This window comes from Streptomyces atroolivaceus (assembly GCF_000717025.1).
Classification (GTDB): Bacteria; Actinomycetota; Actinomycetes; order Streptomycetales; family Streptomycetaceae; genus Streptomyces; species Streptomyces atroolivaceus.
Genome location: NZ_JNXG01000003.1, coordinates 284,077 through 307,290 on the forward strand (window position 1 = coordinate 284,077; position 23,214 = coordinate 307,290).

The 23,214-nt window shown below is 71.0% G+C and carries 21 protein-coding genes; 4 read left to right on the forward strand and 17 right to left on the reverse strand.

The genetic code is table 11. The features are described from left to right. Positions 1-25: 25 nt before the first annotated feature. From OO67_RS10430 to OO67_RS10450, 5 genes are all read right to left on the reverse strand, one after another. Positions 26-301 carry a hypothetical protein gene (locus OO67_RS10430; RefSeq protein ID WP_031092215.1) on the reverse strand — a complete coding sequence of 92 codons (276 nt, stop codon included), beginning with the start codon at positions 299-301 and terminating at the stop codon, positions 26-28. A 148-nt stretch (positions 302-449) separates the two neighbouring features. Next, a complete protein-coding gene (locus OO67_RS10435; RefSeq protein ID WP_033299137.1) occupies positions 450-2,237 on the reverse strand; it encodes an IucA/IucC family protein in 1,788 nt (595 codons plus the stop codon). Next, entirely contained in the window at positions 2,234-2,809 is a 576-nt protein-coding gene (locus OO67_RS10440) for a GNAT family N-acetyltransferase (RefSeq protein WP_033299139.1), read from the reverse strand. The genes OO67_RS10435 and OO67_RS10440 overlap by 4 nt, the downstream gene beginning before the upstream one ends. Beyond that, complete coding sequence (locus OO67_RS10445) at positions 2,806-4,092, reverse strand: lysine N(6)-hydroxylase/L-ornithine N(5)-oxygenase family protein (RefSeq protein WP_033299140.1); 1,287 nt, start codon at positions 4,090-4,092, stop codon at positions 2,806-2,808. Before OO67_RS10445 ends, OO67_RS10440 begins: the two co-directional genes overlap by 4 nt. Next, entirely contained in the window at positions 4,076-5,524 is a 1,449-nt protein-coding gene (locus tag OO67_RS10450) for a pyridoxal phosphate-dependent decarboxylase family protein (protein WP_033299141.1), read from the reverse strand. The genes OO67_RS10445 and OO67_RS10450 overlap by 17 nt, the downstream gene beginning before the upstream one ends. Positions 5,525-5,851: 327 nt before the next feature. Here OO67_RS10450 and OO67_RS10455 point away from each other — a divergent pair, with 327 nt between their 5' ends. Further along, on the forward strand, positions 5,852-8,452 hold the full coding sequence (locus OO67_RS10455; RefSeq protein ID WP_078597813.1) for a DUF3376 domain-containing protein: 2,601 nt from the start codon (positions 5,852-5,854) through the stop codon (positions 8,450-8,452). 87 nt (positions 8,453-8,539) lie between these two features. Here the strand turns inward: OO67_RS10455 and OO67_RS10460 are convergent, their stop codons facing one another. The 8 genes from OO67_RS10460 to OO67_RS10495 all read right to left on the reverse strand — a co-directional run bounded on the left by OO67_RS10460 (position 8,540) and on the right by OO67_RS10495 (position 17,154). Further along, entirely contained in the window at positions 8,540-9,391 is an 852-nt protein-coding gene (locus OO67_RS10460; RefSeq protein WP_033299144.1) for a siderophore-interacting protein, read from the reverse strand. A gap of 68 nt (positions 9,392-9,459) precedes the next feature. Further along, positions 9,460-10,488 (reverse strand): ABC transporter substrate-binding protein, encoded by a 1,029-nt coding sequence (locus OO67_RS10465; RefSeq protein ID WP_033299145.1) that lies wholly within the window; start codon positions 10,486-10,488, stop codon positions 9,460-9,462. A gap of 174 nt (positions 10,489-10,662) precedes the next feature. After that, positions 10,663-11,073, reverse strand: coding sequence for a PIN domain-containing protein (locus OO67_RS10470; RefSeq protein ID WP_033299147.1), 411 nt, complete (start codon positions 11,071-11,073; stop codon positions 10,663-10,665). After that, positions 11,070-11,288 carry a type II toxin-antitoxin system VapB family antitoxin gene (locus OO67_RS10475; protein WP_033299149.1) on the reverse strand — a complete coding sequence of 73 codons (219 nt, stop codon included), beginning with the start codon at positions 11,286-11,288 and terminating at the stop codon, positions 11,070-11,072. Before OO67_RS10475 ends, OO67_RS10470 begins: the two co-directional genes overlap by 4 nt. A gap of 66 nt (positions 11,289-11,354) precedes the next feature. Further along, the gene (locus OO67_RS10480; RefSeq protein WP_033299151.1) at positions 11,355-12,521 is read right to left on the reverse strand and encodes an acyl-CoA dehydrogenase family protein; all 1,167 of its coding nucleotides are present in this window, start codon (positions 12,519-12,521) and stop codon (positions 11,355-11,357) included. 7 nt (positions 12,522-12,528) lie between these two features. Further along, a complete protein-coding gene (locus OO67_RS10485) occupies positions 12,529-13,458 on the reverse strand; it encodes a hydroxymethylglutaryl-CoA lyase (RefSeq protein ID WP_051709279.1) in 930 nt (309 codons plus the stop codon). A 17-nt stretch (positions 13,459-13,475) separates the two neighbouring features. Then, entirely contained in the window at positions 13,476-15,524 is a 2,049-nt protein-coding gene (locus OO67_RS10490) for an acetyl-CoA carboxylase biotin carboxylase subunit (protein ID WP_033299155.1), read from the reverse strand. A 13-nt stretch (positions 15,525-15,537) separates the two neighbouring features. After that, positions 15,538-17,154 carry a carboxyl transferase domain-containing protein gene (locus OO67_RS10495; protein ID WP_033299156.1) on the reverse strand — a complete coding sequence of 539 codons (1,617 nt, stop codon included), beginning with the start codon at positions 17,152-17,154 and terminating at the stop codon, positions 15,538-15,540. Between the two features lie 177 nt (positions 17,155-17,331). Between OO67_RS10495 and OO67_RS10500 the strand changes: the two genes are divergently transcribed. Then, positions 17,332-17,970 carry an SACE_7040 family transcriptional regulator gene (locus OO67_RS10500; RefSeq protein WP_033299157.1) on the forward strand — a complete coding sequence of 213 codons (639 nt, stop codon included), beginning with the start codon at positions 17,332-17,334 and terminating at the stop codon, positions 17,968-17,970. A 97-nt stretch (positions 17,971-18,067) separates the two neighbouring features. Here the strand turns inward: OO67_RS10500 and OO67_RS10505 are convergent, their stop codons facing one another. After that, entirely contained in the window at positions 18,068-18,565 is a 498-nt protein-coding gene (locus OO67_RS10505) for a MarR family winged helix-turn-helix transcriptional regulator (protein ID WP_033299159.1), read from the reverse strand. A gap of 93 nt (positions 18,566-18,658) precedes the next feature. Here OO67_RS10505 and OO67_RS10510 point away from each other — a divergent pair, with 93 nt between their 5' ends. Both OO67_RS10510 and OO67_RS10515 read left to right on the forward strand, forming a co-directional pair. Next, positions 18,659-19,048: a hypothetical protein gene (locus OO67_RS10510; protein WP_033299160.1), complete on the forward strand. Its 390-nt coding sequence runs from the start codon at positions 18,659-18,661 to the stop codon at positions 19,046-19,048. Between the two features lie 84 nt (positions 19,049-19,132). Next, on the forward strand, positions 19,133-19,930 hold the full coding sequence (locus tag OO67_RS10515) for a phosphatase (protein ID WP_033299162.1): 798 nt from the start codon (positions 19,133-19,135) through the stop codon (positions 19,928-19,930). Between the two features lie 55 nt (positions 19,931-19,985). Here the strand turns inward: OO67_RS10515 and OO67_RS10520 are convergent, their stop codons facing one another. The 3 genes from OO67_RS10520 to OO67_RS10530 all read right to left on the reverse strand — a co-directional run bounded on the left by OO67_RS10520 (position 19,986) and on the right by OO67_RS10530 (position 23,213). Then, on the reverse strand, positions 19,986-21,218 hold the full coding sequence (locus OO67_RS10520) for a cytochrome P450 family protein (protein ID WP_033299163.1): 1,233 nt from the start codon (positions 21,216-21,218) through the stop codon (positions 19,986-19,988). A gap of 130 nt (positions 21,219-21,348) precedes the next feature. Continuing rightward, entirely contained in the window at positions 21,349-22,308 is a 960-nt protein-coding gene (locus OO67_RS10525; protein WP_033299165.1) for a cation diffusion facilitator family transporter, read from the reverse strand. Positions 22,309-22,337: 29 nt separating this feature from the next. Next, a complete protein-coding gene (locus OO67_RS10530; protein ID WP_033299166.1) occupies positions 22,338-23,213 on the reverse strand; it encodes an acyl-CoA thioesterase in 876 nt (291 codons plus the stop codon). Between the last annotated feature and the right edge of the window lies 1 nt (position 23,214).

The window sequence follows — 23,214 nt, forward strand, 5'->3', positions numbered from 1 at the left end:
GTGCCCGGGCCGCCGCCCGCACTGCTCAGCCGTAGACGATGCGGCGCAGCTGGCGGAGCGAGAGCTCCTGCGGCGCCACCGCGCGGTGCGGCAGCTCGGCCGCGATCCGCTCGAAGATCTCCGTGTTCACCAGGCCGCCGGCCTGCAGTTCGCGGTGGCGGCGCCGGACGAAGTCCTCGGTCGTCTCGTCGAAGTACGCCAGCACGTCGAGGATCACCCTGGCGGCCTCGCCGCGCTGGAGCGCGGTGGAGCGTACGAGGTGGTCGATGAGGTCGTCATGCGTCTGGCGGCGTTCGAGCACTCGTCGATATTGCGTGGATCGGTGTCGCTACGCAAGAAATCTGCCCGGAATCGGGCAGAGATCTCATCCGGTGGGGTGGTTATGTCAGAGATGTCGCTTAAGGTTCTCATCCGGCCCCGCCCCACTGGAACGGAGCCGGATGCCGGGCTCAGTACTCCGCGATCGGGTTCCGCAGCGTCCCGGTGAGCTGGAGGGCGCCAGCCGGGTCCTCCAGGTCGACCATCTGCTGGTTGTTCCGCAGCTGCAGTCGGTTCAGGCAGGACAGCGCGAACTCCTCCGTGAACATGTCGTACCGCTCGAACTTGTCCGCGAGGTACGGCACCGAGTCCTGGTAGCCCCTGACGCAGGCGGCGACCGTCCGCCAGAAGGTCTCCTCGTCGAGAACCCCCTCCGTGGCCAGGTCCGCCCCCAGGAAGCGGAGGAAGCAGTCGAAGACATCGGTGAGCACCGACAGCAGTTTCATGTCCTCGGGGACGTCGGCACGGATTCGCTCGACCTGGGGCGGCAGCACCGCGTCGGGGTCCATGACCGCGATCTCCTCGGCGATGTCCTTGAACACCGTCCGGCGCACGACGCCGTCCTCGATCACCAGGATCACGTTCTCGCCGTGCGGCATGAACACCAGGTCGTAGGCGTAGAAGCTGTGCAGCACCGGCACCAGATAGGCGTCCAGGTAGCGCCGCAGCCAGTCGGCCGGGTCCAGTCCCGACTCGGCGATCAGCGCGCCCGCCACGGAGCGGCCCTCGTCGTCGGTGTGGATGAGCGAGGCCATCGTGGCGAGCCGCTCGCCCCCGGACAGGGCCGGGACCGGGCTCTCGCGCCACAGTGCGGCGAGCATCTTCAGGTACGGGGACCCCTTGGCGGTCGCCGCCTCGTAGGCCTGGTGGCGGTAGCCGATGGCGGCCCGCTCCCGGATGATCGAGAAGCCGGCCCCGCGCAGCAGGTCGTCGCGCTCGATCAGACCGGCCAGCCAGTCGTTGATCGCGGGGGTCGCCTCCATGTAGGCGGCGGAGAGCCCTCGCATGAAGCCCATGTTCAGCACGGACAGCGCCGTCTTGACGTAGTGCTTCCCGGGATGGTCGGTGTTGAAGAAGGTGCGGATCGACTGCTGGGCGAGATAGGCGTCCTCACCCTCGCCCAGGCAGACCAGGTGCCGCTGCGCCACCTCGCCGGCGAAGGTGACGGCGAGCTTGTTCCACCACTGCCAGGGGTGCACCGGGATCAGCAGGTAGTCGTCGAGGTCCAGCCCGAGCTCCTTCATCGTCGCGGCGAACCTTCCGAGGGTCTCCTCGCCGAGCTCGCCGGCGATCAGCGACGGGTAGTCCAGTCCGGCGCCCGCCGTGAAGGTGGCGCGATCACGCCGGGCGGCCAGCCAGACCAGCCGGATTCCGGTCGCCGCCTCGGGCGCGTAGGCGCGGTATTCGCCGACCCCGAAGCCGAGCCGGCCGTTGTTGGCGACAAAACAGGGGTGGCCCTCGGTCATGCCGGTCTCGATGGCCTGGAAACCGGCCACGGCGAGCTGTGCGGAGGTGGTCGGTTCCTTGGTCAGTTTGTACGCGGTTCCAGCCAGCGTGGAGGAGATCTCCTCCAGGTAGACGGGAAGGACCTCCGCCGACAGGCCCAGTGTGGAGCGCAGCTCGACGAAGAATTCCAGCGCGTCCGGCGGGAGCTCCGAACCGTGCCGGTGGCGTGTGATCGACGCGGCGTCGACCTGCCAGTGGTCCAGGGCGAAGCGGCGGGCGGCGAAGCGGTACTCGACCGTCCCGTCGTCGCTGCGCACGCTGTAGCCGCCGTCGTCGTCGAGCGGGGTGGGGGCCAGCAGCCGCTCGTGGGAGAACTCGGCCAGTGCCTTGCGGATCAGCAGCCGGTTGGCGACGGCCCAGCGCTCCGGGGTCAGGTGTCGGACGGCTGCGGCGGTGGCGGGGTGGGTGGTCATCGGTCGGCTCCAGTGGTCGCGGCCTCGAACTGCTCGCGGGTGCAGGTGCTGAGCAGGGCTTGCTTCTCCGGCTTGGTGATCTCGCGGATCACCTCGAAGCCGACGGCCTTGTTCAGGTCGTGCACCGCGGTGTTGCTGACGTCCGGTTCGACGACGACCCGGCGCACCCGCGGGTCGGCGAACAGCGTCTCCATGACGGCGGTGATCACGGCCCGGGTGAAGCCGTGCACGGGGGTCTCGGGCGGGGCGACCAGGAAGTGCATCCCGACGTCGCCGGGCTCCGCCTCGTACAGGCCCTTGAGCTCGACCTCGGTGGGGTCGTAGCGCTCCATCAGGAAGGCGGGGTGCCCGTCGTGCAGCCCGATGAAGGCGTCGTGGTGCGGGTGGGCGGCAATCGCCTTGTACTCCCGCTCGACGTCCTCCAGCCGGGCGTCACCCATCATCCAGTAGGCCGACCTGGGGTGGGTGACCCACTCGTGGACCAGTTCGGCGTCGGACCTCCGGCCTGCCCGGGCGGGGGAGGGGTCCATGGGGCGGACGGTGAACGTCCCGAGGGGTTTCGTGCTGGTCATACGGCGAACTCCTGGAAGGCGACGGACTTCTCGACCGGGTAGTACTCACGGCCGAGCAGTTCGCCGATGATGTACGCGTTGCGGTAGGCACCCATGCCCAGGTCGGGCGAGGTGATCGAGTGGGTGTGCACCCCGGCGTTCTGGAGGAAGATCCCCCGCCCGGTCGTGTCGATGCTGTAGTTGCGGGCCACGTCGAACCGGCCCCGGGCGTCGTGCCGGATGCGGTCGGTGACGGGCTCCAGGAAGGCCGGGGCGGCGTACCGGTAGCCGGTGGCGAGGATCAGGCCCTCGGTGTCGAGCTCGTAGTCCCTGCCCTGCTCCTCCTGGCGCAGGCCCAGTGTGTACGTCCCCGTCGATTCCTCGTACCGCGCGCTGTTCAGCGAGGAGTTGGTGAGGAGGCGGGTGGGGACGGGGCCCGGCAGGTTCTTCCGGTAGAGCAGGTCGAAGATCGAGTCGATCAGCTCGCCGTCGATGCCCTTGAAGAGGCCCTTCTGGCCGGACTCCAGCCGGTAGCGGGTGTCCTCGGGCAGGGCGTGGAAGTAGTCCACGTATTCCGGCGAGGTCATCTCGAGCGTCAGCTTGGTGTATTCCAGCGGGAAGAAGCGGGGGGAGCGCGTCACCCAGTTCAGGCGGTAGCCGTACACGTCGATCTCGGAGAGCAGGTCGTAGTAGATCTCCGCCGCGCTCTGCCCGCTGCCCACCAGGGTGATGGACCTCTTGGCCTGCAGCATGGCCTTCTCCTGCAGGTAGCGGGAGTTGTGCAGGAGGTCACCGCCCAGGCCCCGGCAGGCCTCCGGGATGTGCGGCGGGGTGCCGGTTCCCAGGACGAGGTGACGTGCGCGGAAGGCGCTGCCGGCGGTGCGGACGGTGTACAGGCCGTCGCCCTCGTCGTACGTAACCGACTGTACGGTTTGGTTGAAATGGATACTGCTCAGCTTGGCCGCTGCCCACCGGCAGTAGTCGTTGTACTCGGTGCGCAGCGGGTAGAAGTTCTCCCGGATGTAGAACGAGTAGAGCCGGCCCCGCTCCTTCAGGTAGTTCAGGAAGGAGTACGGGGAGGTCGGGTCGGCCATGGTCACCAGGTCCGACATGAACGGCGTCTGGAGATGGGCGCCTTCGAGGAACATCCCCGAGTGCCATTCGAAGTCCGGCTTGGACTCCAGGAACACCCCGTTCAGCTCCTCGACGGGCTCGGTCAGGCAGGCGAGTCCGAGGTTGAACGGACCGAGCCCGATCCCGATGAAGTCGTACGGAGCGGCAAGGGGCTCAGGAAGCGCGGTCAAGGGACTCTCCCAGGTACTGCTCGGCGTGGCCGGCTATCAGATCGAGGACGGCGGCGATGTCGGCCGCGGTCGTTCCAGGGTTGAGCAGGGTGAACTTCAGGTACTGGCTGTTGCCGACCTTCGTACCCGCGACCACGGCCTCCCCCGAGGCGAAGAGGGCCTTGCGGGCGTGGAGGTTGGCCCGGTCGATGTCGGCGGGCGTCCTGACGTGGGCCGGGACGTAACGGAACACCAGGGTGGACAGCTGCGGCTCCACGACGACGTCGTAGCGCGGGTCGGCGGCCAGCAGCCGCCAGCCCTCGGCGGCCAGGTCGCACACCTCGTCGAACAGCTCGCCGACGCCGTCCGCGCCCATGGTGCGCAAGGTCATCCACAGCTTGAGCGCGTCGAACCTGCGGGTGGTCTGCAGGGACTTGTCCACCTGGTTGGGGATGCGCTCCTCGACGGTCCGCTCGGGGTTGAGGTATTCCGCGTGGTACGTCGCGTGGCGCAGCGTGGCCCGGTCGCGGACCAGTACGGCGGACGAGCTCACCGGCTGGAAGAATGACTTGTGGTAGTCGACGGTGACCGAGTCGGCGCGTTCGATGCCGTCGACGAGTCCGCGGCGGGTGGGTGAGGCGAGCAGCCCGCAGCCGTAGGCGGCGTCGACGTGCATCCAGGCGGCGTACCGGTCGCAGAGCGCGGCGATCTCGGGCAGCGGGTCGATGGAGCCGAAGTCCGTGGTTCCCGCGGTGGCGACGATCGCCATCGGCACGGCGCCCTCGGCGAGGCAGCGTTCGAGTGCCGCGGCGAGCGCGACGGTCTGCATGCGCTTCTCGCGGTCGACGGGCACGGACACGACGGAGTCAGGTCCCAGACCGAGGAGTTTGGCCGACTTCTGGACGCTGAAGTGGCTGCACTCGGAGGTGAGGATCCGCAGCCTGGTGAACTCCTCCGGGCGGAGTTTGGCCTCCTCGCGGGCCAGGAGCAGCGCCTGAAGGTTGGACTGGGTGCCGCCGCTCGTGAAGACGCCGTCCGCCGCGGGGCCGAGGCCGATGCGGGCGGCCGTCCAGTCGATCAGCCGGCGCTCGATCAGTGTGCCGCCCGCGCTCTGGTCCCAGGTGTCCAGGGAGGAGTTGACGGCGGAGAGCACGGCTTCGCCGACCACCGCGGGGATGACCACGGGGCAGTTGAGGTGGGCGAGGTAGCGGGGGTGGTGGAAGTACACGGCGTCGCGGAGGTAGATCTCGCCGAGTTCGTCCAGGGCGGCAGCGGTGTCGCCGAGCGGCCGGTCGAGGTCGATGGCGTCGACGACGGGCGCGAGGCCGTCGGCGCCCATGCCGGTGAAAGGCCGCTCGGTGGAGGCGAGCTTGGCTGCGACCCGTTCGACTCCCGCGGTGACGGAGCGGCGGTAGTCCTCCGCCGTCGTGTGATTGAGCAGGTGGGAACGCATGTGGGGGGGGGCCTCCCGGGTAGGGACGTCATCGCGGCCCTCCGGACGGAGAAGGGGGGACGAGGGCGCGACAGTTAGGTTAGGCAAGCCTAACTTAACAATATTCGTGCCCCTCACCCCCCGGGGGGATCCGTCACAAGAACCCCACAAGGGGTGCGGGGGCGTCACACGGGTCACGCGCCGTGCCGGCTCTGTGCCCTGCCCCGTCCACCGGCGCGCGTGCCACTGCTCCTTGCCGCCCCCACGGCCGGACGACGTAGACCGTTCGGCGGAGCTGTCAGCGCGTACGCCCCTCCGCCGTCCTGACGAAGTGCAGGATGCCCCACCATGGGAGTACCGAGTTCCGGTGTGCACGGCGTCGAGCAGGCAGCAGCACCCCGCGAGGTCCGCCTCGCGCTGGTCATGAACGGCGGGGTGAGCCTGGCCGTCTGGATGGGCGGTGTCGCGCATGAGATCGACCTCCTGCGCAACGCCTCCGCCCACCCTCCGGCAGGCGAACCGGCCCGCCCCGGCGAGGTCGAGCAGATCTGGAGCGAGGTGCTGGCCGCGGCCGGCGAGCGCGTGGTCATCGACGTCGTGTCGGGGACATCGGCCGGCGGTCTCAACGGAGTGCTGCTGGCGACGGCGATCGCCCGAGGGCGTGCCCTTCCCTCGCTCCGTGCCGTGTGGGAGAGGTCGGCCTCACTCGCCGGTCTACTCAAGGACGCGACCGCGTCGAGCATCCTCAACGGAGAGACCTTCACCCACGAGGTGGCGAAGGCCGTCGAGCTCATCGACGAGTCCGGGAGCCGCGCGAGCAACCCGGTGGAACTGCTCATGACCGCCACCGCGCTGGGCGGGTCGGGCTTCGCCTTCAAGGACAGCTTCTCCAACCCGTTCGAGGTCCAGGATCACCGCCGCCTCTACCGGTTCCGGCACGGAGAGCGATGGACGTACGTCAACACCCGTGACGGGTGGGGCTTCGAGACGAAGAAGCAGAAGGACTTCGGCACGGACTTCACCGAGCGGCTGGTGCTGGCCGCCAGGGCCTCCGCCAGCTTTCCGGCCGCCTTCCCTCCGGTGGACGACAAACCGCTGCTGGCCCTCCAGCAGCGCCGCCGCCCCTGGTCGGAATCGGACTCCAGCTGCGTCATGGACGGAGGAGTCCTCAACAACGCACCGTTCGAGCCGGTCCTGGCCGCCATCACGGGGCGGGGGGTCGCGTTCAGCCCCGTCCGTCGTGTGCTGGTCTACGTCGTGCCGTCGGCGGGCGTGCGCGCACAGAAAGGCAAAGGCGACCGGGCCGGCTCGCACGACATCCCGAACATCCCCATCTACGAGCCGGCGTGGAGCGCGCTCCAGTACCCGAGCGAGGCGAACCTGCGGTCGTCGGTGGACGAGATGCAGGCCAGACTGCACGGCCGGTCCCGGGACATGCCCAGCGACCTTCTCGCGCGGATGTGGCACGAGGCCACCGAAGCCGGCGACGCGCCGCTGCCCCCCGGGCTGGCGAACCACCTGATCGAGGCCGCGCAGGACCTGCTGGGCGAGTACCGCCGCAACCGTGCCTACGCCATCGTGCTGGACGCCCGGAGGAGGCTTGCCGACGGCACGGCCGAAGTGACCTTCGCCGACGCCGATGGCGATGACGGAGGGATCGAGGACTGCGCCCGGCTTCTGCTCCAGCAGGACGATCTCGCCTGGGTCCCGCGCTGGAGACCGGACGAGCTGACCGGTGTCTGGAGCACCTGGCGGTGGGGGCTCGCGGCTGCGGAGCGCCTGCTCCAGTGCCTGAGTGTGCACCTGCGCCATCTGGCCGACCACGAGGCTCCCGCCCGGCCGACGGGCGTTCAGGCCGCGCAGAGGGCCCTCGTCGAAGGCGACCGGCGCATCACCGACGCCCTCGGGAGGGTGCTCGCCGCCATCGAGAGCGCCGATGCCGATCTGCAGACCAAGGCAGGCGCGAGCAGCGGCCCTGTTGACATCGACACCCTGGCGTCCTTGATGGACAGGATGTACGTGGATCTCGATCTGCCGGACGTGCTGTTGCGGCTCGTCCTGGAGGCGAGCGGCGCGTACGTGGAGGCAGTCGAGCGGGCCGGCCTGGGCGCCGGCTGGACGGCGGACGACGTCATCACCCGTTGCCTGGCCATCGAAGTCGTGACACGGGTGTACGCGTCTCCGGCACGGCTTCTGGCGCCCCTGCCACCGGAGTTCGCCTTCCTGAGACTCAGCCCCAGCAGTATGAGCCCGCTGGTCGAGGATCCCGGTCTCGCGCGTCTCGGGGACAAGAAGCTCTACGGCCTGCGACTCGGGCACTTCGGAGCCTTCATCGATCCGAAGTGGCGCGAGTCCGACTTCGTCTGGGGCCGTCTGGACGCCGCCCACCACCTCCTCTCGCTCTTCGCGCTCCCCGACGGGAGCCGCCCGGAGTTCGAGCGGCGGCTGCACCGCGCCATCCTGAAGGAGGAGGCCCCGAGGGCCGTCGACGGGGACGGGACTCCCGCAGGCGAGGAGCAGGCGCTCGCATGGCTGAAGGAACACCTCGCCCAGGCGGAGAGGTGTGACACCGACCTGCTGCGGGAGCAGGCGGAGACCGCGAGCGGCAAGCAGCTGATGCGTGACCTGACCGGCGCGGTGATCCGCGTCGTGGACAGCACCCTGTCGCCGGCCACACCGGGAGGAGGGGCGAAACAGCCCTGGCGCAAGGCCGTTCAGGTGGGACGTACCGTCTTCGCCGCCCGTCCGCCGGCTCGAGGCCCCCGGGTGTGGCTTCTGCGCGCTCTCACGGTCTGGCCCCGGCGCAGGGCCCGGCGGGCGCTGGGCGACGACCCCCGCAAGCTGCATCCGGGAGTGCTCCACGCGTTCGTGTACAACGTCGCGGGTGCTGTCGCCGTTCTCGTCGGCCTCGCGGCGCTGATCACCTGGCTGGCAAGCCGTCGTCGCTGATGTCCGGACGGGCCGGGGGCGTCCGGTGCGGGACGGGGCGACACGGCCGGGACCGGTCACCGGAACCCCACCGGACGCGCAGGTGCGCTACGCGGGCACGCGCGCCGCTTCCTCCCTCAGCTGTTCCTCGCTCAGTCCGCGCCGCCAGTAGCCGACGAAGGTGACGCGCCCGCGGTCGAACTCCCGCTCCTGGACGAGGTGGCGGCGCACCCCGCGCACCCTTGACGCCTCGCCGGCTATCCAGGCGTAGGGAGTGCCCCCGGGCAGGTCGGCGGCGCGTACGGCGTCCACGGCCGAGGGGGCGCCCTCGTCCCGTACGAGCCAGGTGATGTGCGCGTCGGCCTCGGTGCGGATCTCCAGCCGGTCCTGGGGGTGCGCGACCTCCAGCCACACCCTGGCCTTCGTCCCGGCCGGCAGCCACTCCAGGGCCGCCGAGGCTGCGGGCAGCGCCGTCTCGTCGGCGCAGATCAGCACCCAGCCGGTGTCCTGCGGCGGCTGGAAGCGGACCCCGTTGTTGTCCTCGCCGGTGGGACCCAGCACCAGGAGCCGCTGCCCCGGTACGGCGGCCTCCGCCCAGCGGCAGGCCGGCCCGCCGTGCTCGTGCAGTGCGAAGTCGATGTCGATCTCGGTCGAGCCGTCCGCGGCGTACCGCTGGGCGCGCACGGTGTACGACCGCATGACCGCTCTGACATCGGGGGACAGAGCGCGCCAGGCCGGGAACCACTCACCGTTCCCGTCGACCGGGACCACGGCTTCGGTCTGGCCCGGATGCGGAAGGAAGAGCGAGAGGCTCTGGTCCCGGCCCCCCGCGACGAAGCCCTCGCTTCCCGGTCCGCCGAGAGTGATTCTCCGCATCGAGGGGCTCAGCCGGCCGGTCCGCAGGACCGTCAGCTCGAAGAACCGGAAAGGGGCGATGGCGGGTGCGGTCGCGGTCGTCATGCGGGGGTCCTCCCAGGAACCGGAACGGCGGGGCCCGGCCGGGAGCCACTCCCGGCCGGGCCGGAGGGTCAGCTGACCTTCTTGGCCTTCTCGATGGCCTCGGCGAGGGCGTCGAGGATCGGTGCGCACTTGTCGTAGGAGTAGATGGGCTCCGTCGTACGCGGGATGACCTGGCCGGCCTTCACCGCGGGCAGCCCGGCCCAGGTCGGCTTGGAGGTCAGGGCGTCGGGCTGCAGGGCCGAGGAGCGGTTGTCCATCATGATGATGTCGGCGCCGTACTTGTCGACGTTCTCCCAGCTCAGCTCCTCGAAGAAGCCGGCCGCGTTGACCTTCGGCTCGACGAACTGCACGCCGAGCTCCTGGAAGTACAGGGTGTCGGCGGACGTCTTGGCGAGCGAGACGTAGAACAGGTCCTGACTGGCCGAGCCGACCAGGACCTTGATGTTCGGCTGGGACTTGGCCGCGGCGCGCAGCCGTGCCGCGGCCTTCTCGAAGGCGGCCTTGGCGTCGGTGACCTTCTTGGACTTGACGTCGGCGCCGAGGGAGGCGGCGAGGTCCTCGTGGCGCTGGATCGCCTTCGGGACCGTGGTCTGCGCGGCCCACAGGGCGACGCTCGGGGCCAGCTTGAGGATCTTGTCCTTGGACTGGTCCGGCACGTACCAGAGGGCGTCCTTCTCCCACATGGCGGTGACGAGGAGTTCGGGTGCGAGGCCGGCGTACTTCTCGACGTTGAACTCGCCCCAGACGTTGCCGAGCACCTCGACCTTGCTGATGTCGAGGTCGCCGGCCTGTACGTCGGCCTTGCCGTCGGAGGTCTTCGTCGGACCGAAGACGCCCTTCACCTCGACGCCGTAGTCGTGGAGCGCGGCGGCGACACCGATGAACGCGACGATGTTCTTCGGCGCGGAATCGGCCTTCGCCGTCTGCCCGCGGTCGTCCTTGAAGGACCAGGGGCCGGATTTCTCCGCACCCGAACCCGAGGCGGAGCCCTTCTCGTCGCCGTCGCCGCAGGCTGCGAGGACGGCACCGAGACCGACGGCGCCACCGGCGGCCAGCAGGCCGCGGCGGGAGAGGGAGCTGGTCCGGAGGTTGGGCATGAGTGTGTCTGCTTTCGTACGCGCCTGAGGCGCCCGCTGCGATTCGAGGGAAGGCTAGCCTAACCTCACATACCGTGGACGGGGAGGGCAAGGGGGAGCAGCCGTTCCGTTACCGGGGCAAAGGGAAAGCCGCCTTCCCGTGACCAGGGAGGCGGCCTGCGCGCGCGTCCGGGCTCAGCCGGTGACCGGCTGGAGGTGCAGCATGTCGATGTCCGGGCACACCTTCGCGATCGCGGCGAAGTCATCGTCCACGTGCAGCACGGTGAGCCGGTGCTGCCGGGCTGTGAGGGCGATGAGGATATCGATGGGCGAGGGCCCTCGGTGGTGGCCGATCCTCATGAGTTCCCGCTGCACTCCGATGATCCTCGGCCAGGGGTCTTCGAGTGCGGGCACCCATCCGAAGGTCTGACCGAGCATGGTGAAGAACGGTTCATGGTCCCGGTCCGCCCGGAGGGCCGGCATGAGCTCGGACTCCACGGGCGGGCAGAGTGACACGAGCCCCTGGGCGACGCGCATCGGCCAGGGCTCTCCTACCTGGCGCCGGAGCAGACGCCAGACGACCGACGTGTCGGCGAGATAGCTCACAGCCCTGACTGCTCCCGCTCTTCGAGGACGCCGAAGTCCAGGAACTGGTCCGCGTTGTCCTGCAGCCACCGCAGGGCCCGGGTCCGGTCGTCCGCACTGACCGCGGCAGCTATCGTCAGCGCCCGGTTGATCGTCTCCCGCTTGGTCGAGGTGCCGAGCTGCTGTTGGGCGAACGCCAGCATCTGGTCGTCCACATCCACGAGGGTCTTCGTCATGGTGGACCTCCTGGGGCCAGTGATATATACGCCGAGGTCGAGTATATATATCGCGTCGCCTGGGCGTCAGGCGTCCATGCCCAGCTCCCGGGCGATCAGCATCCGCTGGACCTCGCTCGTACCCTCGCCGATCTCCAGGATCTTGGAGTCGCGCCACATGCGGGCCACCGGGTACTCGTTCATGAAGCCGTACCCGCCGTGGATCTGCGTCGCCTCACGGGCGTTGTCCACCGCCACCGTCGACGAGTAGAGCTTCGCGATCGCCGCCTCCTTCTTGAACGGCTCGCCCGCCACCAGCCGCGACGCCGCGTCGCGCCAGCCGATCCGGGCCATGTGCGCCCGGGTCTCCATGTCCGCGATCTTGAACTGGATCGCCTGGTTGGCGCCGATCGGCTTCCCGAAGGCGTGCCGTTCCTTCGCGTACTTCAGCGACTCGTCCACACAGCCCTGGGCCAGGCCCGTCGACAGCGCCGAGATGGCGATCCGGCCCTCGTCCAGGATCCGCAGGAACTGCGCGTACCCGCGTCCTTCCTCGCCCAGCAGATTCGCCGCAGGGACGCGGACGTCGGAGAAGGACAGCTCACGGGTGTCCGAGGCGTTCCACCCCACCTTGGAATAGGGGGCGGCGACCGTGAAGCCGGGAGTGCCGGACGGGACGATGATCGCGGAGATGCGCGGGGTGCCGTTCTCCTTGCGGCCGGTGACCGCCGTCACCGTCACCAGCTCCGTGATGTCCGTGCCGGAGTTGGTGATGAAGCACTTCGAGCCGTTGATCACCCACTCACCGGTGGCCTCGTCCAGCACGGCCGTCGTCCGTGTGCCGCCCGCGTCCGAACCGCCGTCCGGCTCCGTCAGCCCGAACGCGCCGAGCGCCTCGCCCGAGCAGAGCTTCGGCAGCCAGCGCTGCTTCTGCTCCTCGGTCCCGAAGCGGTATACCGGCATGGCGCCGAGCGAGACCCCGGCCTCCAGCGTGATCGCCACGGACGAGTCCACCCGGGCCAGCTCCTCCAGGGCGATCCCGAGGGCGAGGTAGTCCCCGCCCATGCCGCCGTACTCCTCCGGGAAGGGCAGGCCGAACAGGCCCATCCGCCCCATCTCCCGCACGATCTCGTACGGGAACTCGTGGCGTTCGTAGAAGTCGCCGATCTTCGGAGCGATCACATCGTGTGCGAACTCCTCGACGGTGCGGCGCAGTTCCTCGTGCTCGGCGGTCAGCCGGTGGTCAAGGGACATGGGTGCTTCACTCCTTGTGGGACAGCGCGCGGACGGTACGGGACGGGCTCGGGCGGCCCAGTTGTTCGGCCATCCACACGCTCGTGGCGGTGAGTGTGCCGAGATCGACCCCGGTTTCGACGCCGAGGCCGTCGAGCATCCACACGAGGTCCTCGGTGGCGAGATTTCCGGTCGCGCTCTTCGCGTACGGGCAGCCGCCGAGACCGCCCGCCGAGGCGTCCACCGTCGTCACGCCGTGCTGGAGTGCGGCCAGGGTGTTGGAGAGCGCCTGACCGTACGTGTCGTGGAAGTGCACCCCGATCGTGCCGGTGGGGACCCCGGCCTCGTTCAGCGCGGCCAGCAGCGCCGTCACATGGCCCGGGGTGGCCACGCCGATCGTGTCGCCGAGGGAGAGCTCGTCGCAGCCGAGGCCCATCAGCGCCCTCGCGACCCGGACGACCTGTGCGACGGGCACGGCGCCCTCCCACGGGTCGCCGAAACACATCGACAGATAGCCCCGCACGTGCACCCCGGCGTCCTTGGCACGGGCCACGACCGGTTCGAACATCGCGAGCGACTCGTCCACCGTGCGGTTGAGGTTGCGGGCGGCGAACGTCTCGGTCGCCGAGCCGAACACGGCGATCCCGCGGGCGCCGAGCGCGAGCGCCCGGTCCAGGCCGCGCTCGTTCGGCACGAGGACGGGCAGGGCCACGTCCCCGACGTCCGCGACGTCCCCGAGCATCGGGAACAGCTGCTCCGCGTCCGCCAGCTGGGGCACCCACTTCGGGTGGACGAAGCTGGTCGCCTCGATCGTGGAGAGCCCGGCCTCCGCGAGGCGGCGGACGAACTCCGCCTTCACCCCGGTCGGCACGACGGACTTCTCGTTCTGCAGTCCGTCGCGGGCGCCGACCTCATGGATACGGATCCGGGGCGGCAGCCCGGGCGCGGGCACCCTCATGGGCAGTCCGGTGTCGGTCACGAGTCCTCCCTCGGGGCCACCACGGCCAGGACCTGGTCCATGGCGACCGTGGCACCGGCGGTGACGTCCAGCTCGGTGACCGTCCCGGCGTGCGGGGCGGAGATGACGTGCTCCATCTTCATCGCCTCGACGACCAGCAGGCTCTGCCCGGCCACGACCTCGTCCCCGACCGCCACCTTCACCACCGTGACGGTGCCGGGCATGGGTGCGGCGAGCGTGTCCGCGCCCGAACGCGCGGCGCCACTGAGGGACGCCTCCACGGGGTCGTGGTCCTGGACGTGCCAGGTGTCACCGTCCCGCCCGAGCCAGACCCCGTCCGGGGACGTCGCCCGGCTGAACGTGTGTGTCAGGCCGTCGAGTTCGACGACCACACGCGTCCCGGACACCTCGACGAGCCGGGACGTCTCCGCCCCCGGAAGCGACGGCACCGGACCGCAGGTGTCGGCCGGCTCCTCCCGGTCCCCGGCGTGGCCGAAGGTCAGCGCGGCCGTGCCCTCCGCGCCCGTACGCAGGCCCACGCGCACCGGGTCACGGCCCGGAACACGGAAGTGGTGGAAGGTTTCCGCGGGCGTGCCGCCCAGCCGCCAGCCGCTGGGAACCGAGAACGGGTCGACCCAGCCGGCGGCGGGCACAGGGGAAGGCTGCCGCAGCAGCGCCGCCGTCGCGTACACCTCAGCGGGCACGCCGTCCGGCACCAGGCCGTCCGCCTCACGCTCCACCAGGCCCGTGTCCAGCTCGCCCGCGGCCACCGCGGGATGGGCCAGCAGCCGCCGCAGGAACCCGGCGTTCGTCGGCACGCCCAGCACCACCGTGTCCGCCAGCGCCGCCCGGAGCCGGCGCAGCGCCGTGGGCCGGTCGGGGCCGTACGCGATGACCTTCGAGAGCATCGGGTCGTACGTGCTGCCGACCGGCACGCCCTCGCTGAGCCCCGAGTCCGTCCGCACCCCGCCGCCCTGCGGCTCGCGCAGGGCCAGCACCGTGCCGCCGGACGGCAGGAAGCCGCGGGCAGGATCCTCCGCGCACACCCGCGCCTCGACGGCGTGCCCGGTGAGCGTGATGTCCGCCTGGCCGAAGGGAAGGCGTCCGCCGGAGGCGACCCGGAGCTGCCACTCGACCAGGTCGAGGCCCGTGATCAGCTCGGTGACCGGGTGTTCGACCTGGAGGCGGGTGTTCATCTCCATGAAGAAGTACGAGGACGGGTCGTTGCCCGGGACGATGAACTCGACCGTGCCGGCACCGACGTATCCGCAGGAACGGGCGGCCTGGACGGCCGCCTCGCCCATCGCCGCGCGCGTCGCCTCGTCGAGCAGGACCGAGGGCGCCTCCTCGATGATCTTCTGGTGGCGGCGCTGGAGCGAGCACTCGCGCTCGCCGAGGTGCACCACGTTGCCGTGGCCGTCGGCCAGGACCTGGATCTCGATGTGGCGGGGCCGGTCGATCCACCGCTCGACGAGGAGCGTGTCGTCGCCGAAGGAGGCGCGCGCCTCGCGCCGGGCCGCCGCGATCTCGTCCGCCAGCGACGACTCCTCGCGCACCAGCCGCATGCCCTTGCCGCCACCGCCCGCCGACGGCTTCAGCAGGACGGGCATCCCGATGTCCCTGGCGGCCACGGCGAGCTGGGCGTCGGTGAGGCCGCTCCCGGAGGAGCCGGGCACCACCGGGACACCGGCCGCCGCGACGGTCTCCTTGGCCCGGATCTTGTCGCCCATCAGCGAGATCGCCGAGGCGGGCGGGCCGATGAAGACCAGCCCCGCCTCCGCGCACGCCTGGGCGAAGCCGGCGTTCTCGGCGAGGAAGCCGTATCCCGGGTGCACGGCCTCGGCGCCCGTGCGGCGGGCGGCGTCCAGCAGCCGGTCCACCGAGAGGTAGCTCTCCGCGGCCGGGGCGGGCCCGATCCGTACCGCCGTGTCCGCCTCCCGTACGTGCCGGGCGTCCGCGTCGGCGTCGCTGAAGACGGCGACCGACCGCACGCCGAGCTCGCGGAGGGTCCGGATGACCCGGACCGCGATCTCGCCACGGTTGGCGACCAGAACAGTGCTGAACATGGAAGTCCTCACATCACATCCGGAAGACGCCGAAGCTGGGTTCGCCCAGGGGGGCGTTGGCACAGGCGGTCAGGGCGAGCCCCAGCACCTGCCGGGTCTCCACCGGGTCGATCACACCGTCGTCCCAGAGCCGGGCGGTGGCGTAGTAGGCGTTGCCCTGCTGTTCGTACTGCGCGCGGACCGGGTCCTTGAAGGCCTCTTCCTCCTCGGCGGGCCACTCCTCGCCCCGGCCCTCGATCTGGTCGCGCTTGACGGTGGCCAGCACGGAGGCGGCCTGCTCACCGCCCATGACCGAGATCTTGGCGTTCGGCCACATCCACAGGAAGCGCGGCCCGTACGCCCGGCCGCACATGGAGTAGTTCCCGGCGCCGTAGGACCCGCCGACCACGACCGTCAGCTTCGGCACCCTCGTGCACGCCACGGCCGTCACCATCTTGGCGCCGTGCTTGGCGATGCCTCCGGCCTCGTAGTCCCGGCCGACCATGAAGCCGGAGATGTTCTGCAGGAAGACCAGGGGGATGCCGCGCTGGTCGCACAGCTCGATGAAGTGGGCGCCCTTCTGGGCGGACTCCGAGAACAGGATGCCGTTGTTGGCGACGATGCCGACGGGATGCCCGTGGATCCGGGCGAAGCCGGTGATCAGCGTCTGGCCGTACTCCGCCTTGAACTCGGCGAAGCGCGAGCCGTCGACCACCCGGGCGATGACCTCCCGCACGTCGTAGGGCGTACGCGAATCGACGGGCACCGCCCCGTACAGCCCGGCCGGATCGGCCTTCGGCTCCTCGGCGGGCTCGACCGACCAGGGGAGCGGCCCGCGCTCCGGGAGGGTCGCGACGATGTTCCGCACGATCCGCAGCGCGTGCGCGTCGTCCTCGGCGAGGTGGTCGGTGACCCCGGACGTCCGGGAGTGGACCTCGCCGCCGCCCAGCTCCTCGGCCGTCACGACCTCACCGGTGGCGGCCTTCACGAGCGGCGGCCCGCCCAGGAAGATCGTGCCCTGGTTCCGGACGATGACCGCCTCGTCGCTCATGGCAGGTACGTACGCCCCGCCCGCCGTGCAGGAACCGAGCACGGCCGCGATCTGCGGGATCCCGGCCCCCGACATCCGGGCCTGGTTGTAGAAGATGCGCCCGAAGTGGTCCCGGTCGGGGAAGACCTCGTCCTGCATCGGGAGGAAGGCGCCCCCCGAATCCACCAGGTACAGGCACGGCAGCCGGTTCTCCAGGGCCACCTCCTGGGCGCGGAGGTGCTTCTTCACCGTCATCGGGTAGTACGTGCCGCCCTTGACGGTCGCGTCGTTGGCGACGATCACGCACTCGCGGCCGCTGACCCGCCCGATCCCGGCGATCACCCCGGCCGCCGGTGCCGCGCCCCCGTACAGCCCCTCGGCGGCGAGGGGCGCCAGCTCCAGGAAGGGCGAGCCCGGGTCGAGGAGCGTGTCCACCCGCTCCCGGGGCAGCAGCTTGCCGCGCGCCACGTGCCGGGCGCGGGCCTTCTCACCCCCGCCGAGCCGTGCCGTGGCGAGCCGCGTGCGCAGCTCCTCGGCGAGCGCGTGATGCGCCGCCTCGTTGGCCTGCCAGGCCTCCGAGGCGGGATCGGCCGCGCTCACCAGGACCGGTGCCTGCTGCATCCTGTCGAGCCCCCTTGCCCGTACCGCATGAGTCACGGTGTCCCCCGCGACGGAGCGCGGGCTTCGGATGTCCCGCTCCTCCGCTTGTGGCATCGTCGCGAGGGGCGCCGTTAATGAGCGTTAACACATTGCGTCCAGGTTAACGAGCGCTAACCCGCCTGTCTAGAATGAATCTCCATGAGCACCAATGCCGCCGACCGCAGCGCCGCCCGTGCCGTCTCCCGTGTCGCGGCTCCCACCCGCCGGGAGCAGATCCTCCGGGAGGCCGCCCGCCTCTTCGCCGAGCGCGGCTTCCACGGGGTCGGGGTCGACGAGATAGGGGCGGCGGTCGGCATCAGCGGCCCTGGCCTCTACCGCCATTTCCCCGGCAAGGACGCGATGCTCGCCGAGCTTCTGGTCGGAATCAGCGAGCGGCTGCTCGCGGGCGGCCGGCTCCGCGTCACCGAGGACGCCGACTCGCCGGGCAGTTCCCCCCAGGCCCTCCTGGACGCCCTCATCGAGGGCCACATCGACTTCGCCCTGGACGACCGCCCCCTGATCACCCTCCACGACCGTGAGCTGGACCGCCTGCGCGACACCGACCGCAAGAGGGTCCGTCAGCTCCAGCGGCAGTACGTCGAGGTCTGGGTCGAGGTCGTCCGCGCCCGCTACCCGGCCCTCGCGGAGAACGAGGCCCGGGTCACCGTGCACGCCGTCTTCGGGCTGCTCAACTCCACCCCGCACCTGGCCCGCCCCGAAGCGCTCCCGGGCCGCGAGGCGACGGCGGCCCTGCTGCACCGGCTCGCGCGCGGTGCCTTCGACGCGGCGGCGTCCTGACCGCGGCGGCGTCCTGGCCGCGGTGGGGTCCTGGTCGCGGTGGGGTTCCTGGCCGTGGTGGGTCCTGAGCGCGGTGGGGTCCTGAGCGCGGTGGCGGTCAGGCCTCCCTCCCGTCCGCCCCGGCCCTGATCTCGTCGAGCGATTCCTGCATGGCCGACCGCGCGCGGGTGAACCAGTCGGACAGTACGGCGATCTCCTCGGGCCCGTAGTCGGCGAACAGTTCGCCCAGGCGGGCGTAGAACGGGCCGTACACCTCGAGGACGCGCGCCTGGGCGGATTCCTCCATCACCACGTGCACCCGGCGCCTGTCGCCCGCGACCGCCCGGCGCCGGGCGTACCCGGCCTTCTCCAGGCGATTGATCACTCCGGTCACCGCGCCGGTGGTCAGCCGTGCCCGTTCGGCGAGGTCGCCGGCGGTGAGTGCGCCTCCGGCCAGGGTGGCCTCCATCACGAAGCCGAGGCAGGTCAGGTCGGTGGTGTTGAGGCCGAGCCGCCCGGCGATGTCGTGCTGCCCGAACTGTGCGAGCGCGATCATCCGGTCCATCGCCTGCAGCGCCTGGTCGGCCGTCGCCTCCGGGCGCTTCTTGCCGTCCACGGCAAATCCCCTTAGCATCTAAGTTACTTAGCTCGTAAGCTATCGGTCGGGTCGAGTCCCGGTCGCTGGACTATCACACTCCGAGGAGCCGACGTGAGCGCACATGGTGACCACGACCTGGGCCACACCGTGGCCGGCTGGACCGGCACGGCAATCGGTGCGGCGGGCGGTGTGCTGTTGGGGGCGGCCGTCGTCACCACGTCCGCCGCGCTGCTCGGGCTCGGCCTCGCGGTCGTCGCGCTGGCGGCGCTGACCTGCTGGGCCCTGCATCTGGCGGGCTGGGGCAAGCCCACCGGGCCACGCCCGAAGGGCCGTCAGGACTGGCGGCTTCGCGACACCGCGGCCCGCCACGGCCACCCCGGCTGCCTCGGCTGCCGGATGGCGGGCCGGGGCCGGCTCCGGCCCGCCGGGGCCGGCGGCTCCGCCCCGGCCCCCGTCCGGCCGCGAAGCGACGGGCCCCTGCAGGGGGCGGGAGCCGCGTAGGCGGGGAGGGTGCCAGGCCGGCGGAAGCGTTCCGCCGTACGGGACATCGGGCACGCAGCGCGTCACCGACGGCACAATGGGTGCATGCCGATACCCAGCCGCGCTGCCCTCGTCGAGCACCTCGTCCGCACCCGTATCGCGGGCGACGTCGCCACCCCCCGCGACAACAACCTCTCCCACTACCGTCAGCTCGCCAACGGCAACCGCCATTTCTGGCTGGGGCTGGAGCTCGGTGACCGCTGGCTCGACGAGCAGGACGTGCTGGCCGTCATGGCCGAGAGGTGCGGCGTCAACGACGACCCCGAGCACCGGCAGGGGCAGGACACCATCGACCCGGAGCTGACGGTCGACGCCCTCGACCGGATGGCGGCCCGGCTGCGGAAGGCGGCGGCGGGGAAGGAGCGGGTGCTGTTCGCGACCGGGCACCCGGGCGGGCTGCTCGACGTGCACCGGCAGACCGCGGACGCCCTGCGGGCCGCCGGCTGCGAGATCGTACGGATCCCCGGAGGCCTGATGGCGGACGAGGGCATGGTCTTCCAGTTCGCCGACGTCGCCGTCCTGGAGCGGGGCGCGACCCTGTGGCACACGCACTCGCCCGCCCCGATGGCCGCCATCCTGGACGGCCTGGAGCGCGAGGGGCGGCCCCGGCCCGACCTGGTCGTCGCCGACCACGGCTGGGCCGGGTGTGCGGGGCAGCGCGGGATCGACTCGATCGGTTACGCGGACTGCAACGACCCCGCCCTCTTCCTGGGTGAGGCGGAGGGCACCCTCCAGGTCACCGTGCCGCTGGACGACCATGTCGCCGACCCGCGCTACTACGACCCGATGACCGACTACCTGCTGGACGCGGCGGGGCTGATCACTTCCGTCGACCGGGCGTGACGCGCAGGCGGGAGGCCGGTTTCCCGGGTCCCGGCTGACCCCGCCGCCCCCCGGATCAGTCCTCGCGTGGCCGAAGGCGGACGGGCAGTGACCGGTGGCCGTTGCTGATCAGCGACGCCACCGGTCCCATGTCCCCCTCCTCGGGGGCGAGCTCGGCGTCCGGGAAACGGGCGAAGAACGCGCTCAGCGCGACCTCCCCCTCCATCCTGGCCAGTGCCGCGCCCAGGCAGAAGTGGATGCCGTGGCCGAAGGCGAGGTGCTCCTTGGTGATCCGGGTGACGTCGAAGGCGTGCGGGTCGTCGTGCCAGCCGGGGTGGCGGTTGGCGGCGGCGTAGGAGGCGAGGATGGCCTCGCCCTTGGCGATGGTCCGCCCGTCGGGCAGCGGGATGTCGGCGACGGCGTAGCGCAGGGGCAGGTGTTTCACCGGCGGGGAGTGACGCAGGGTCTCCTCCACGACGTCCGGCCACGACGCGCGGCCCTCGCGGACATGGGCGAGCTGGCCGCGATCGGTGAGCAGCGTCGTGATGGCCTGGTCGATGAGATTGACGGTGGTCTCGTATCCGGCGTTGATCATCAGGAGGAGCGTGTCGCGCAACTCCTCCTCGGCCAGCGTCTGCCCGTCGACGCCTTCCTCGCCCAAGGCGATCAGGACGGACGCCATGTCCTCGCCCGGCTCGGCCCGTTTCGCGGCGATGAGGGCGTCGAGCATGGCGTACAGCTGCTCGGTGTTGGCGGCGGCCTCCTCGGGGGTCAGGGTGGTGGCGAACACGTCGTTGACGAGGACGCGGAACTCGTTGGCCCGGTCGTCCGGGACACCCAGGAGCCTGCTGATGACCGCCATGGGCAGCGGATAGGCGAACAGGTCACGCACGTCCGCGACATCGCCCGGGGGAGTGGCTTCCAGAGCGTCCAGGAGACCTTCCACGAGGCCCTCTACGGTCGGCTTCAGCGCGGCGATGCGCCGGGCGCTGAAGGCCGGGGCGACGATGCGGCGCAGGCGTCGGTGGTCGCCCCCGTAGGCGGTGAACATGTTCGTCGCGGCGACCCACAGGGCGAGCGGCCAGGTCTGGACGGCTTCCTCGAAGCCCGGCCAGTGCCGGCGCGCGTCCTTGGACACGTCAGGACTGGTCAGCAGTTCCTTCAGCAGGGCCGGGTCGGACACGGACCACGCCTCCACACCGAGTATGTCGATGCGCGTCGCGGGGCCATGCGCGCGTAACAGCTCGTGTTCGGCGTCCGCGTCGCGGGCGACGGGGTCGAGGACGATGGGGGCGGGGTGCTGAGTCACGGCCGCTTCTCCTGGGCAGGGAAGGAGTTCGCGACGGTTCTACCCCTCACGAGGAGCGCGGACCCCGTCTCTCGCAGCACTCGCACACTCCGGCGCATGGCCGGCCCGAATTCGACCGCCCGCGCCCTTTTCAGCTGCCGGGGCGCGCCGCTGACCGCTGTGCGCGCCCCGGGGTCGGATCCAGGTACACCCGCTGGATCGACGGGTAGCGCTCCCGCAGCTGCTGTTCCGCCTCCTCGCACGCCCATTCGATCTGCGCGGCCGTCGACGCGTCCCGGAAATCGATCTTCGCGGCGACCAGCAGCTCCGAGGGTCCCTGGATCAGCGTGGTCAGTTCCACCACCTCGACGATGTGCGGCACGGACAGCAGCTCCTCGCGCACCCCGGTCCGCATCTCGGCGGGGAGCGGCCGGCCGATCAGCAGCTGGGCGTTGGACCGGCAGAGCACCCACGCCACGTACACCAGCAGTACGCCGATGAGGATCGAGGCGACGCCGTCCCAGACCCCGGAGCCGGAGAGCTGCCCGCCGAGCAGGCCGCCGGCCGCCAGCAGCAGCCCGGCCAGGGCCGCCGAGTCCTCCATCACCACGGCCTTGACCGCCGTGTCGGGGGTCCGGCGCAGATAGCGCGGCGCGGGCACCCGGAGCCGCGCGGCCTCCCCGCGCACCTGCCGCACACCCGTGCGCAGCGAGAAGCCCTCCAGCGCGAAGGCGACCGCGAGCACGAGGTACGAGACGAGTGGGTCGCCGAGCTCCTCGCCGCGGATCAGGGTGTGGATGCCGTCGTACAGGGAGAACACCGCGCCGCCGACGAACGTCGCGACGGCGGCGAGCATCGCCCAGATGTACCGCTCGGGGCCGTAGCCCAGCGGATGGTCCTCGTCGGCGGGCTTCTCGCTGCGCTTGAGCGCCGTGAGGAGCATGACCTCGGTGACGGTGTCGGCGACCGAGTGCGCGGCCTCCGAGAGCATCGCGCTCGAACCGCTGATCAGCCCCGCCACCAGCTTCGCCACGGCGATCCCGAGATTGGCGGCCGCCGCGACGACGACGGTGGACGTGGACTCGCCGGCACCGGTCTGCTCGTCACTCATGGTGGGCAGTATGTCCCGAATGTGTGACCTCAGTCCCTCGGGACGCGGACCAGGCCCTCCTGGATGACCGTGATGGCCAGCTTCCCGTCAGCCGTGTAGATCCTGGCCTGGCCGAGACCACGCCCGCCGGACGCGGAGGGCGACTCCTGGTCGTACAGCAGCCACTCGTCCGCCCGGAAGGGGCGGTGGAACCACATCGCGTGGTCCAGGCTGGCGCCCACGACGTCGCCGACCGACCAGCCGCCGCGCCCGTGGGCGAGCAGCACGGAGTCGAGCAGCGTCATGTCGGAGACGTACGTCGCCATGCAGACGTGCAGCAGCGGGTCGTCCGCCAGCTTGCCGTGCGTCCGGAACCAGACCTGGGAGCGCGGCTCGCGCGGTTCCCCGGCGGTGGCGAACGGCGGGGCGTCGACGTACCGCAGGTCGACCGCGGCCCGGGCCTCCAGCAGCCGGTCCGCCATGCGCGGGTCGGTGAAGCGGTCCGCGTACCGGGGCAGCATCTGCGCCGCCGTCGGCAGGGTCTCCGGGTCCGGGGCGGAGGGCATGACCGCCTGGTGGTCCATGCCTTCCTCGTGCACCTGGAACGACGCCGAGAGGTGGAAGACCGGCTTGCCGTGCTGGACGGCGACGACCCGGCGGGTGGTGAAGGACCGCCCGTCGCGGATCCGGTCCACGCTGTAGACGATCGGCGCACCGGGATCCCCGGGGCGCAGGAAGTACGCGTGCAGGGAGTGGGCACCCCGGTCGTCGGGGACCGTGCGCCCGGCGGCGACCAGGGCCTGGGCCGCCACCTGGCCGCCGAAGACGCGGGGCACGACCGCCGAACGGCTCATGCCCCGGAAGATGTCCTGCTCGATCTGCTCCAGGTCGAGCAGATCGAGCAGGGAGTCCAGTGCTGCGCTCATG